This window comes from Bacteroides sp., from assembly GCF_030151085.1.
Taxonomy (GTDB): Bacteria; Bacteroidota; Bacteroidia; order Bacteroidales; family Bacteroidaceae; genus Bacteroides.
Map to the genome: position 1 here is coordinate 19,965 of NZ_JASLER010000001.1, position 14,439 is coordinate 34,403.

General features: G+C 43.3%; 9 protein-coding genes. All 9 read left to right on the plus strand.

Translation table 11 applies throughout. From position 1 onward, the window contains the following. Positions 1-29: 29 nt before the first annotated feature. The 9 genes from Q1W14_RS00050 (at position 30) to Q1W14_RS00090 (ending at position 14,437) form a co-directional block, all read left to right on the plus strand. The gene (locus tag Q1W14_RS00050) at positions 30-755 is read left to right on the plus strand and encodes a DUF3823 domain-containing protein (protein ID WP_300698047.1); all 726 of its coding nucleotides are present in this window, start codon (positions 30-32) and stop codon (positions 753-755) included. 93 nt (positions 756-848) lie between these two features. Next, positions 849-2,369: a glycoside hydrolase family 71/99-like protein gene (locus Q1W14_RS00055; RefSeq protein WP_300698049.1), complete on the plus strand. Its 1,521-nt coding sequence runs from the start codon at positions 849-851 to the stop codon at positions 2,367-2,369. A gap of 120 nt (positions 2,370-2,489) precedes the next feature. Next, positions 2,490-3,731, plus strand: a complete 1,242-nt coding sequence (locus Q1W14_RS00060; protein ID WP_300698051.1) for a hypothetical protein — start codon at positions 2,490-2,492, stop codon at positions 3,729-3,731. Positions 3,732-3,767: 36 nt separating this feature from the next. Continuing rightward, positions 3,768-5,027 carry a glycoside hydrolase family 71/99-like protein gene (locus Q1W14_RS00065; protein WP_300698053.1) on the plus strand — a complete coding sequence of 420 codons (1,260 nt, stop codon included), beginning with the start codon at positions 3,768-3,770 and terminating at the stop codon, positions 5,025-5,027. A gap of 800 nt (positions 5,028-5,827) precedes the next feature. After that, a complete protein-coding gene (locus tag Q1W14_RS00070) occupies positions 5,828-6,784 on the plus strand; it encodes a family 43 glycosylhydrolase (protein WP_300698055.1) in 957 nt (318 codons plus the stop codon). Between the two features lie 6 nt (positions 6,785-6,790). Then, the gene (locus Q1W14_RS00075) at positions 6,791-8,419 is read left to right on the plus strand and encodes a family 43 glycosylhydrolase (RefSeq protein ID WP_300698057.1); all 1,629 of its coding nucleotides are present in this window, start codon (positions 6,791-6,793) and stop codon (positions 8,417-8,419) included. A gap of 137 nt (positions 8,420-8,556) precedes the next feature. Next, positions 8,557-10,815 (plus strand): GH92 family glycosyl hydrolase, encoded by a 2,259-nt coding sequence (locus Q1W14_RS00080; RefSeq protein WP_300698058.1) that lies wholly within the window; start codon positions 8,557-8,559, stop codon positions 10,813-10,815. A 32-nt stretch (positions 10,816-10,847) separates the two neighbouring features. Further along, a complete protein-coding gene (locus tag Q1W14_RS00085) occupies positions 10,848-13,412 on the plus strand; it encodes a beta-glucosidase (RefSeq protein WP_300698060.1) in 2,565 nt (854 codons plus the stop codon). Between the two features lie 41 nt (positions 13,413-13,453). After that, complete coding sequence (locus Q1W14_RS00090) at positions 13,454-14,437, plus strand: family 43 glycosylhydrolase (RefSeq protein WP_300698062.1); 984 nt, start codon at positions 13,454-13,456, stop codon at positions 14,435-14,437. Positions 14,438-14,439 lie beyond the last annotated feature (2 nt).

Below are 14,439 nucleotides of genomic sequence, written 5' to 3' on the forward strand. Positions count from 1 at the left end.
ATGGAATATTGTTTAATAAAAGTATTGATATGAAAAAGTTTATATATAGTTTATTATTTGGTACTTCGGCATTGCTAATGGCATCATGCATGGAGGTGGATAATTTCGATGCTCCCGATTGCCATTTCTATGGAAAAGTTATAGATTCTACTACAGGAGAAGGTATTGTTTCCGACCGAGGTGATTGTCACATTCGTATATGGGAAATGAGCTATAAAGTTAATCCCGGAAGTCAGGATCTTACCATAAAGGAAGATGGTACGTTTAATAATACCAAGCTCTTTTCCGGTACGTATGATATGGTGCCGGAAGGCTCTTGGTGGCCGGCAGATACTATCCGTGTAGGACTTGGTAAGAAAACTACTCAAAATTTTGAGGTAACTCCTTATCTAAAGTTATTTAATTTTCAAACAAAACTTGTGGGAACTACACTTACCATGTCTTGTCGTTTGGACGCTCCAGTGACAGAAGGACTTCCTCAAATTACGGAAATCCGTCCGTTCCTCAGTCTGAACAGCTTCTGTGGTGCTTCCAACTGCATTGGTTATTACAACTCGAATACATTTAAAATCAACATCATGCAGACTTGGGATAAGATAAAAAAGGAAGAAGACGGTAAAAGCATAACTTATTCGGTTGATCTACCTGTGAAGCCGGGATATATTTACTTTGCTCGTATGGGAGCTAGAGTGAAGGATAAATTTGAAAAGTATAATTATACTGAAATTGTAAAGATAGAAGTTCCTAACGAATAGTTTTAATGAAGGTAGTAAGATTGTAATAAATGTGCCGGAAGGGGAGACGTATGTTTATTCTTCCGGCCTTTTTTTAATCATTGAAATAGAAAAATGAAGCAAAAGAATATATATTACTTACTGTTGTGTGCCCTTTGGGCATGTACAGTTTCTTGTGGGAGTGGCAATGATGACGTTATTCCTCCAGCTATAGAACCGGATAAACCAGACAAACCAGTCACCGAAGACGAGTATAACAAGCCTGAATTTACCCTCCATGAAGACGGCAAACCATTTGATACCTATCGTGGATTAGTGATGGCAGGTTATCAAGGCTGGTTCGGAGCGCCGGGTGATGGATGTAGCCATAGCAATGCGGAAAACACAGCGTGGTATCATTACCGGGAAAGTGAAGTGTTCAAACCAGGTGTCTTACAGAACTCCATCGATATGTGGCCCGATATGTCTGAATATACAAAGAAATACACACCGGGTGTAGATGGTCCTGCTGGTCGTTCTGCCAAGTTCACCTTACCCAATGGAGAGACGGCACAAGTGTATAGCGCTTACGATGAATCGAGTGTATTGCTCCACTTCAAGTGGATGCAGCAATATGGTGTCGATGGTGTCTTTATGCAACGTTTTGTGGGCGAGGTAATCAATAATCCCGATGGCAAAGATCACTTCGACATGGTGTTGAAGCATGCTATGAAAGGAAGTAACCAATACCAACGTGCTATCAGTGTGATGTACGACTTGGGCGGTTTTATGGAAGGCAACCGTGATGAGAGTGCGGTGCTGGCAGATGCGCAATCAATTATGGATTTGTATAATCTGAAAGATCGTAACCAGCAGAAGTTCTACCTCTATGAGGGCGGTAAACCACTGCTTGCCCTTTGGGGGGTGGGTTTCGATGAGAAGCCTTTCAATGCAGACAACATTTCCAGCCTGATAACAGCGTTGAAAGCTCAGGGATGGAGTATAATGTTGGGTGTGAACGACGATTGGCGTACACATACCTCCACCAAATGGCCACGTGCCAAGTACACAGAAGTGGTAAAGAGCGCCAACGTCATTTTCCCCTGGTTCGTAGGCCGATATAACTCGATAGCCGACTATAACAATGACCGCAAACCAAAGATTGATGCGGACATTAAGTGGTGTAAAGAGAACGGTGTACACTATGCTCCCCACTGTTTCCCCGGTGGAGCTGACTTGAATATGCACCCGAACAATGGTGTGGTAGATCGTTTAGGGGGAAGATTCTTCTGGGAACAGATTTATGGCGGCATTAAGTTGGGGGCTGAGATGGTTTACGTCGCAATGTTCGATGAAATGGACGAAGGTACTGCTATCTATAAATGCCTGAACAAGAAGGACGTTCCAAGTAATGTGCCTGAAAAGGATTACTATGTGTGGTATAACAAGAAGACCGGCGGCTATGGTCGTGGAGCCACTGCTGTGGATGAAAGCACGCTTGATGGAGGCTGGTGTAAGAAGGCAAGTGAACTCAATATCGTCTTTCAGGGTGTCGAGGATGATCTGCCTACTGATCATTACCTTTGGCTTACCGGACAGGCACGTAAGATGCTTCGCGGCGAAGTGCCTTTGAAGAATGCTTGGCCGGCACGATAGCTGATTGTTAAGCTCCGTCTGTATGGATAAGTTATTATACCATACAGACGGAGCTGTTTAAAAGGTGGAATGAAGTAAATAGAAAGAGTCTGAAGCTTAAATGAAAAACAAAATAGTGTGATGATGAAGAAATTTGTATGTTACATAATTATTATATTCTTCTTCCTTCCTCATTCCTTGCAAGGGCAAGAAAGAGATTATCGGTTTGATGAGAAAGGCATATCCCGTTCAGTTTTAGAGAATTATCTGGACCGCTCCATTACGATGGTTTATCTGTTGATGCCCGACAAGCCTGAAGGAAGCAGGGTTTACTCTTATCATGCAGATGATATGCGTATGGTTAAAAATATCGGTGCCAAATTCATTGGACGCTCCATCTATCGATGGGGAGGTGAAAGCCTGCTCAATAAAGCAGAGTTCTGGAGTAAAGCGAAGTTGTTTGCTGACGAGTTGCATGCTTACGATTCCGACATCATTCTCCAAGGCTGTTTATTCGAGATTGTGACCGAAGAAGTAAATCAGATAAAGATTCCGGATTGGGTATTCGCGGGTTATGGACTACCTGTTGAGTCACGTAATTTCTCTTATGTTGATATGTTGAATCGGGAAGGACGTTTGGTTAACCATTGGCGTAAAGGCAGTAGTGTACCCGATATAAGTCGGATGGAAACCCAACTTTGGTTCTATTATTTAGCCTGTTCTTATATCGGAGTAGGATGCGAAGCATTTCATCTCGGACAGATTGAACTGATTGGCATGAACGACCCGCATCGTGATTCTTGGGCTCGCGTTATCGCTAAGATACGCGAGTATGCACAAACTCACGCCCGCCGGCACTGGGTGCTATTGGATGCTCATACTCCTTATGAAGGTATGGTTAAAGATGGAGTAAGTCTGCTTGACTTTAACTCATTTCCACTACGCATTAAGGAAATCCCTGAACAACCTTATAAGGCTGAATTAGCGGTGAATCATTTGGATGCTCTTTACCAAAAGAGTAAAGGCTGTGTATCGCCTAGTGGATGGAAATGCAAGCATTTACCCTATCTTGTAGAATTTGATAATTATGGTCGTGGAAAAGAACCAAACGTTGCGGATTTGACTTCGCACTTCGTATGGGGATGGGATGAGATATCCTGGTTGTCCTTGCAACCGGAAGACTATCGAAACGATTGGCTAACATACGCACATCATTGGATACGTAATACCGATCCGAATGGTCATATTGAAATGCCCGGTCACCGGATGATAGCCTGTCCTAACCATACTGAGGGCAATTATCGGGCTAATATGAAGAGTGAAGCCTGCCCCTCGGGCTATTCTCAGGAGGAAATAATTAAAAGACTTTGGAACGAACAATAATAATCTAATTAACAAAACACTTAAATGATAGAAACCATGAAAAGATACTTTCTCTTTTTATTCGCTTTATTCTTGTTTGGAAATCTGGATGCAGCACCCAAACATTCTAAAAACACCAAATATCCATCCTACAATGGTCTCGTTATGGCGGGTTATCAAGGATGGTTTAGCCAGCCACGGAAAGGAATGATGTATCCTGATGAACAAAGTACCCGCATCGATATGTGGCCGGACGTCAGTGAGTATGAGAAGACCTATCCTACGGGACTTAAACTTGCCGATGGCTCTACTGCCCGTTTCTTTTCATCCAGAGATGAGAGTACAGTAGATTTGCATTTTAAATGGATGCAGGAGTATGGATTGGACGGCGTATTCATGCAGCGTTTCGTTGGAGCTGCCCGACCGGAAGCACGAAAACGTAGTGAAGTGTTGAAACATGCCATGAAAGCTGCTTCGAAATATGGACGTGCTATCGGCGTCATGTACGATTTATCCGGTCTGGCAGCTAAAGGTGAGGATTGTTCTGTGTTGATTGACGACTGGAAGTATCTGGTTGATTCATTACGGGTAACCAATCAGGAGGGCGAACAAACGTATGTCTTCTATAACGGTAAACCATTAGTCACTATCTGGGGGATCGGTTTTCCCGACCGTCCGTATGACATCCGCAATATAGGTATGGAACGCTTCATTGACTTCCTGAAGAACGACCCTGAATACGGTGGTTGTAGTGTAATGCTGGGCGTACCTACTTTTTGGCGTGAACTGAATGCCGACTGTACGCACGACCCATACTTACATGAACTTATACGTCAGGCAGATATCGTTCTGCCATGGATGGTACAGCGTTTCACTCCGTTGTTGCACAACGATATGGATCGTTACCGTGATGTGATTCTAAGTGATATGGAGTGGTGCAAAAAGAATAACGTTGGCTATGTCCCCTGTGTAACTCCCGGTTTTAGCTGGCATAATTTGAGCCGGCATGAGTTCAAAGATGATGTGAAACCATCCGGCTCCATTCCCCGTCAAGGTGGACGTTTCTACTGGCAACAGATTTCAACAGCAATCGTTGCAGGTGCCAAAATGCTTTATGTAGCTATGTTCGATGAAGTAAACGAAGGCACAGCCATCTTCAAGTGTACGGACAATCCGCCGGTAGGAAAAGAAATCAAGTTTGTAGGTATGGATGGCATGCCGTCCGATCATTATTTGTGGTTGACGGGTGAGGCTGCTAAGATGCTTCGTCATGAAAAGCCTCTGAACTTTGAAATGCCACGACGGGATAAGAGATAAGTCGAGGGACTATTATTCACATGGGGTTTATATCGATTTTTGCCAACACCCAACACTATTATGCTTAATTTCCTTTGGATTAGGTGATTATCTAGTGGTGGCAACTGTGTTGGCAAGTGACGGCAAACTGCTTGCCAACACGCTTTTTTTTGGAAAAGTTGCTAATTATTACGGGTAATGTTTTGTGTGTCTGTGTTTCATCTGCTTTTATGTTCTCTATTATTACTTATGCTAAAATGGCTTTATTTGCTCGTAAATAGGGGAGTTTTGATGCCTAATCATTCAAAAGTAGCTGCTTTTGCGACCGGCTTATTGCACAATACAGTCTTAATGCCTGATGTTATGAAACAAAATGTATGGTTCGAACCTCTTGGATGCATGTACTTTTTCCTCTCAGTATTAATACATAATGTGTAGAACAAGAATGCATAATGTCTTAAAGCTTCATCCTTTTCTTCGTCACACGGCTGAGGGCTGTAGAGCCCAGGTACGTAAACCGTAGAGCCCTGGTATGTGTGCCGAACAGCCCTCAGTCGTGTGACGAAGAAAAGGATATAGCATTGGCATAAAATCAATAAAGCATTTACGCATTTTTGATGTATATCCTGCAGATTTTGTACAGATATCCCGGGTGATAAACAATGGCGTTTCATGCGGAGTATTGCCTGATTTAGATTCTTAGGATATGAATAAGATGTCAGTAAGTGAAAAAAGGACAAAGTATTAAGTCTAAATTAAGAGTATTTTTAACCATGCAACCTTAAATTTGCTCGCATTAAATACAAAACTATAATTTACGTATGAAAAATGTTCTAATTACCATGGCTATCTTATCATTTACATTGATGAGTTGTAGCAGTCAAAAACAAACTAAAACAGTAACTCTTGGTCCGAATCCATTTATCACACACATGTACACTGCCGACCCGTCGGGGCATGTGTGGAAAGATGGTCGTTTGTATGTGTATTCGTCCCATGATATAGACCCGCCACGTGGTTGTGACTTGATGGACCGTTATCATGTATTCTCTACCAATGATATGGTGCACTGGAAAGATCACGGAGAAATTCTGAACTCTTCACAAGTACCTTGGGGACGTAAAGACGGCGGTTTTATGTGGGCGCCCGACTGTGCCTACAAGAACGGTATCTATTATTTCTATTTCCCACATCCGAGTGGAGACGACTGGAATAAAACATGGAAAGTGGGTGTAGCCACTAGCAAACATCCTGCCAAAGACTTTAAAGTACAAGGCTATATCGAAGGATTGGGCGATGCCTTTGCCATGATTGATCCGTGTGTCTTTGTAGATGACGACGGTCAGGCTTATTTCTATTACGGTGGCGGTGGACGTTGTGCAGCCGCAAAGTTGAAAGACAATATGGTAGAAATAGCTGAGCCACTCCAATTCATGGAAGGTTTGAAAGATTTCCATGAAGCTGCTTGGGTGCATAAAAGAAATGGCATTTATTACCTTTCTTATGCCGATAATCATTCTGAAAACAGAAAAGGTGCTAATCGTTTGAACTATGCGACCAGTGATTCACCCATGGGACCGTGGAAATATCAGGGCATTTACCTCGAACCTACAGGATGTGATACCAGTCACGGATCTATTGTTGAGTATAAAGGTGAGTGGTATGCTCTCTATCATAACAGCTCTATCTCCGGACAAGGGAATCTCCGTTCTGTATGTGTAGATAAGCTCTATTATAATCCTGACGGAACCATACAGGTGGTGAAACAAACAAAGTAAACAAGTATGCGGTTATCAGGCAATTGGTTTCAGATTGTTTTTTGTATCATTACGCTTACCCTAGCGGCTTGTAGTGGCAATGATGCGGCTGAGGATATTCCGGAGGTGACACCTCCGGAAGTAAACCCTCCTGATGAAGGTCCTTATGAGTATGATAACGATTTGGACTATAACTCGGAAGAGTTCCTGAAGAATTATAAAGGAACACCCTACAAAGGGCCTCATTACATACCCGGCACTTTGGAAGCTGAAGACTTTGATGAAGGCGGGCAGAACGTGGCATATTATGAAAGTGACACGAAACCTGCCGACGCCGGCTATCGGGGTGAACATGCCGTTGATGTTCGGGCAGATGGCAATGCTTCCGGAAAGTACTATATCGGAGATGTGCAACCCGGCGAATGGATGTGTTATACGATTGATGTGGGTGAAGACGGTGCTTATTCCATTGATACCTATATTATAAAAGGAGACGGATCTAAAGGCAGCTTCTATTTTGAAGTCGATGGACGTGGAGCGAGCCGTGGTATAGACATGCCCCTTGGTGGTTGGACGGACTTTACCCATAAAGCAACTGTCGGGAATATTCAGCTAACCAAAGGCAAGCATGTACTGAAATACTATGCCAGTACCCCCGGAAATATAGACAAATTTGTATTAACCCGTACCGGTAAACTAGAAGAACTCTCCAATTCTTTTGTATATCCTGTTACTAAAGCAATGAGCAATCCTCTGTTTGTCGGTTTTGATTCACCCATGTATAACAGTTGGATAAAAGGCCCTCTTTATACAGCCGATGCTTCGGGGCACGTATGGAACATCGACGGAAAAGAGGTGCTCTACGTATATGCCTCCCATGATATGGAACCCGCTAAAGGTTGCGACCGTATGGATCGTTACCATGTTTTCTCTACCGAAGATATGGTGAACTGGACTGATCATGGTGAAATCATGAATGCTGCAACCGTACGCAAGCATGCCGATTGGGGTTGTGAAGGTTTTATGTGGGCTCCTGATTGTGTATACAATCCAGTGAATAAGACTTACTACTTCTATTTCCCGCACCCCACCAGCACTGCCAATTGGAATAGTACGTGGCGGGTAGGTGTGGCTACCAGTAAATATCCCGGTAAGGAATTCCGCGTAGTGGGCTATGTTGAAGGCATGCCATCCGAAATAGATCCATGTGTCTTTGTAGACGATGATGGTCAACCTTATATATATAATGGAGGTGGAGGCAAATGCTATGGCGGTAAGCTGCAAAAAGATGATTGGACGAAACTGGAAGGAGCGGTAAAGCCAATGACCGGTTTGAAAGATTTCCACGAAGCGGCTTGGGTACATAAAAGAAATGGCATCTACTATTTGTCGTATGCCGATAATAATCCGGGAGCCAATCGTTTGAATTATGCTACCGGCAATACTCCTTTGGGACCGTGGACGTATCAAGGTATTTATTTGCAACCCACCAGTTGCGATACCAGTCATGGTTCGATTGTTGAATACAAAGGCCAATGGTATGCCTTCTATCATTCTTCTGATTTCTCGGGAGAGGGTAATCTTCGTTCGGTTTGCGTAGATAAACTATATTATAACTCTGATGGAAGTATACAAGTTGTAAAGCAGACTAAGTAATGCACAGACAATGATGTTAAAAAAGATGTAATTCACTATTAATTCACATATTTAATTCGCTATTAATCCGATTTTAAGTGATATATAAACCTTATAATCCTATTTTTGTCTCAGGAAATAATCAAAATTAGTATATTATGAAATTAGCACATCTATTGGCATCCGCAGCTTTAGCAACTATGTTGGGTGCGTGTAATTCGGTACAAAGTAAAGCACAAGTGGAAACTCCGGTTGACTATGTAAATCCTTATATGGGAAATATCAGTCATTTATTGGTACCCACTTTCCCGACGATTCATCTGCCTAACAGCATGCTTCGTGTTTATCCCGAACGAGGGGATTTCACTACTGACCAATTAAAGGGACTTCCTTTGATTGTTACTAGTCATCGTGGAAGTTCAGCCTTCAACTTGAGTCCTTATCAAGGAACAGAGTTCTCTCCGGTAGTAAACTATAGTTACGATGCAGAGGTTCTGAAACCTTATTATTATGAAACTTATCTGGATGACGATCAGATTCAGGTGAAGTATGCTCCTTCCCACCAGTCGGCTCTTTATCAGATAGACTATGAGCAGGACGGCAAACCGGTTTACATGATTCTCAACTCCCGAAACGGAACCATTAAGGTCGGCGATGGATTTGTCAGCGGCTATCAACAATTGGAAAACAACACACGCGTCTATTTATATATGGAGTCGGACATAGCTCCACAGGAAGCCGGTATTCTGGCTGACGGCAAGATTGATACTAACCGAAAAGAAGCTGAAGGGCATAATGCTTGTGCCGTACTTCGTTTTGCTGACGGTACTAAGACAGTAAATCTTCGTTATGGTATCTCTTTCATCAGCGAGGAACAGGCTAAGAAGAATATGCAACGGGAACTTCCTGACTACAATCTGCAAGCACTTGCAGATAAGGGACGTCAGATATGGAATGAAGCATTGGGAGATATTACCGTAGAAGGTGGTTCGGAAGATGACAAGCAAATATTATATACTTCGCTCTATCGTGTCTTCGAACGTCCGGTATGTATCAGCGAAGATGGTCGCTATTTCAGTGCGTTCGACGGAAAAGTGCATGAAGACGAGGGCGAACCTTTCTTTACCGACGACTGGATTTGGGATACTTACCGTGCTGCCCACCCTTTGCGTCTCTTGATTGATGAAGGAACAGAAAAGAATGTGATAGATTCCTACCTTCGCATGGCGGAACAGATGGGCGATATGTGGATGCCTACTTTCCCCGAGATTACAGGAGATTCCCGCCGTATGAATTCCAATCATGCCGTGGCTACGGTAGCTGATGCTGCTACCAAAGGATTGAAGTTCGACTTGGAGAAAGCTTACGAAGCCTGCCGTAAAGGGATAGAAGAAAAAACACTGGCTCCGTGGTCGGGTGCCGCTGCCGGTTGGATAGACGATTTCTATAAGAAGAACGGATATATTCCGGCGCTTCAAGAGGGTGAGAAGGAAACTGACCCGAATGTACATCCGTTTGAGAAACGTCAGCCCATTGCCGTTACGCTGGGTACTTCTTACGACCAATGGTGCTTGTCGCGTATTGCCGATGCTTTGGGTAAGAAAGAAGATGCCGCCCATTATTTGGAATGTGCTCACAATTATCGCAATGTATATAATGCCGAGACTGGTTTCTTCCATCCGAAGGACAAGAATGGCAAATGGATAGAACCGTTCGATTATCGCTTTTCCGGTGGCATGGGTGCTCGTGAATATTATGGTGAAAACAACGGTTGGGTATATCGTTGGGATGTTCCTCACAATGTAGCCGATTTGATTGATCTGATGGGAGGTAATGAGAAGTTCATCGCTAATTTGGACCAGACTTTCCGTGAACCGTTAGGACGTGGCAAATATGCTTTCTATGCTCAGATACCCGATCATACAGGTAATGTAGGGCAGTTCTCAATGGCTAATGAACCCAGTTTGCATATACCTTATTTATATAATTATGCCGGTCAGCCGTGGAAAACGCAAAAGCGTATCCGTCAGTTGTTGAAGACTTGGTTCCGTAACGACTTGATGGGTGTGCCGGGTGATGAAGACGGTGGTGGTATGTCAGCGTTTGTTGTCTTCTCTTCATTGGGATTCTATCCGGTAACTCCGGGATTCCCTGCTTACAACATAGGCAGTCCGCTGTTTACGAATGCCAAAGTAACTCTGAGTAACGGAAAAGTCTTTGAGGTTGAAGCAAAAGGTACATCTGATGAAAATAAATATATACAGTCTGCCACGTTGAATGGCAAGGAGTGGAATAAGCCTTGGTTCAGTCACGATGATATAAAGGATGGAGGTAAGTTGGTTTTGGTAATGGGTAATAAAGCGAATAAAGCTTGGGGTAGCTCGGTAGATGTAGTTCCCCCTTCTGCTGGAAAATAATTTTTAGGCATAGGTAATAGTTAGATTTAATCATGAGAACATTTAAGAAGATTGTATTGTCAGGATTACTGGCTCTGGTGGCTTGTGCCTATCCGGCACAAGCCCAGGAGCTATTCAAAAATGAAAAAGCTACGATTCACGAGCGTGTAATGGACTTATTATCACGCTTGACGGTCGAGGAGAAAATAAGTTTGTTGCGTGCTACTTCTCCGGGAATATCCCGATTGGACATCCCGAAGTATTATCATGGAAACGAAGCATTGCATGGAGTAGTCCGTCCGGGACGCTTTACGGTATTTCCGCAGGCCATCGGCTTTGCGGCTACTTGGAACCCTACCTTGTTGCAACGCATAGCTACGGTTATTTCCGATGAGGCTCGTGCCCGTTGGAATGAATTGGATCAGGGTAGGGAACAAAAGAGCCAGTTTAGTGATTTGCTCACTTTTTGGTCGCCTACCGTTAATATGGCACGTGATCCACGTTGGGGACGTACGCCCGAAACCTACGGTGAAGACCCATACCTGAGTGGCATTATGGGAACTGCCTTTGTAAAAGGTTTGCAAGGAGACGATACCCGATACCTGAAGATAGTCTCCACTCCCAAACATTTTGCAGCAAACAATGAGGAACATAACCGCTTTGTTTGTAATCCGCAGATTTCGGAGAAGCAATTGCGTGAATACTATCTTCCGGCATTTGAAGCTTGTGTAAAAGATGGTAAAGCGGCTTCTATCATGTCTGCCTATAACGCGATTAACGATGTCCCTTGTACGCTTAATCCTTGGCTATTAACTAAAGTGCTTCGTCAGGATTGGGGATTCAATGGCTATGTGGTGTCCGATTGCGGTGGTCCTTCTTTACTGGTCAACGCTCATAAATATGTCAAGACGAAAGAAGCGGCGGCTACTTTATCCATTAAAGCCGGTCTGGATTTGGAGTGCGGTGATGATGTCTATGATCTTCCTTTGCAGAATGCCTATCGCCAGAGTATGGTGACCGATGCTGATATTGATTCGGCAGCTTACCGGGTACTAACGGCACGGATGAAATTAGGTCTGTTTGATAGTGGGGAACAAAATCCTTATACTCGGATATCACCCTCGGTAATTGGTTCTAAAGAACACCAAGAAATTTCGTTGGATGCAGCTCGCCAGTGCATCGTTCTGTTGAAGAATCAAAAGAACATGCTGCCACTTAATGAGAAAAGGATAAAATCTATAGCAGTGGTGGGTATCAATGCCGGTAGTTGCGAGTTTGGTGATTATAGCGGTTCGCCGGTGATAGCGCCCGTTTCTATTGTCGAAGGTATTAAGGCGCGGGTAGGTAAGGACGTGAAAGTTGTTTATGCTCCCTGGAAATCGGCAGCCGATGGAATGGAACTGATACAAGGCGCTAACTTTCCGGAAGGTCTGCAAGCAGAATATTATGAAGATACCCGTTTACAGGGCACTCCTAAAGTAAGAAAAGAGAGTTGGATTAATTTTGAACCGGCTAATCAGGCTCCCGATCCGTTCTTACCCAAATCTCCCTTGTCTATTCGTTGGACAGGAAAACTTCGTCCTACAGTCTCCGGAGAATATACTTTCAATTTCACTTCGGATGATGGTTGTCGTCTGAGCATTGATGATAAATTAGTGATTGACTCTTGGGGTGGGCATGCGGTCAGGATAGATTCTGTATCTATGTATATGGAAGCCGGCAAAGATTATCAATTGAAAGCCGAGTATTATGATAACCGTGATTATGCCATTGCCAAATTGCAATGGAGAGTACCACAGGTAGAGAAAAAGACTCGTTTGGATTTGTATGGTGAAGCCGGCAAAGCAGTACGTGAATGCGAAACGGTGGTTGCCGTACTAGGAATCAATAAGTCCATTGAGCGTGAAGGGCAAGACCGGTCTGATATTCAATTACCGGCTGACCAACGTGAGTTCTTGCAGGAGATTTATAAGGTGAATCCCAATATTGTAGTAGTATTGGTTGCAGGAAGTTCTTTGGCTGTAAATTGGATGAACGAGCATATTCCTGCTATTGTAAATGCCTGGTATCCGGGTGAACAGGGCGGTACTGCTGTTGCCGAAGTTCTGTTTGGTGATTATAATCCGGGCGGACGTTTACCACTGACTTATTACAAGAGTTTGGACGAACTTCCTGCATTCGATGATTATGATATAACGAAAGGACGTACATACAAATACTTTAAAGGAGATGTATTGTATCCTTTTGGTTATGGTTTAAGTTATACTTCTTTCAAGTATTCTGATCTTCAGGTTGCTGATGGTGAAGAAGAAATCACATTGTCTTTCCGACTGAAAAATACAGGTAAACGTACCGGTGATGAAGTGGCACAGGTCTACGTGAAGCTTCCTGGTCGTGATGAAGTTATGCCGATAAAGGAACTGAAAGGATTTGAGCGTGTCTCTTTGAAGAATGGCGAGAACCGGCAGGTGCAAATCAAACTAAGGAAGGATCTGCTTCGCTACTGGGATGAAGCTCAAGGCAAGTTTGTATATCCTTCGGGCAATTATACTATTATGGTAGGTGCTTCTTCTGCTGATATTCGTTTACAGAAGGAAGTTGCTATCAGTCAAAGATAGAATGAATATAATTTATTGTCAACATTAAAACACGTTAGTTTATGAAAAAGTACTTTTATCCTGTATTGCTATTCTGCTTTGCCGGAATGATGGCGTCCTGTCATTCTACAAAGAGTCATTCTACTAAAGAAGAGGCAGCTATCGATAGTATGGCACCTAATCCTTTTATTACACATATGTACACAGCCGATCCTTCAGCCCATGTATGGAAGGATGGTCGTCTGTATGTGTATGCTTCACATGATATTGCACCTCCTCGTGGTTGCGACTTGATGGACCGCTATCATGTGTTTTCTACCGATGACATGGTGACTTGGAAAGATCATGGCGAGATCCTTAATTCTTCTCAAGTGTCTTGGGGACGTAAAGAAGGCGGATTCATGTGGGCACCCGATTGTGCTTACAAGGATGGCACCTATTATTTCTACTTCCCGCATCCCAGTGATACCAAGTGGAATGATAGTTGGAAAATCGGTGTAGCTACCAGCAAGGAACCTGCTGCAAACTTTACAGTGCAAGGTTATATCGAAGGAATGGACCCGATGATTGACCCTTGTGTATTTGTTGACGACGACGGTCAGGCTTACATTTATAATGGTGGCGGTGGCACTTGCAAAGGTGGTAAGTTGAAGGATAATATGATAGAACTTGACGGTCCGATGCAGAAGATGGAAGGGCTGGAAGACTTCCATGAAGCAACTTGGATACATAAATATAATGGTAAATATTACCTTTCTTATTCCGATAATCATGATGATAACTGGAATGACGGTGTGCCGGGTGACAACCGTATGCGTTATGCTATTAGTGACAATCCGCTTGGTCCGTGGAAGCACATGGGTATCTATATGGAACCTACTGATAGTTATACCAATCATGGTTCTATTGTTGAATTCAAAGGTCAGTGGTTTGCTTTCTATCATAACAGCGCTTTATCGCATCATGACTGGCTTCGTTCTATTTGTGCAGACAAACTTTTCTACAATGAAGATGGAAGCATCCAGATGGTGCAACAAAGAAAATAAAA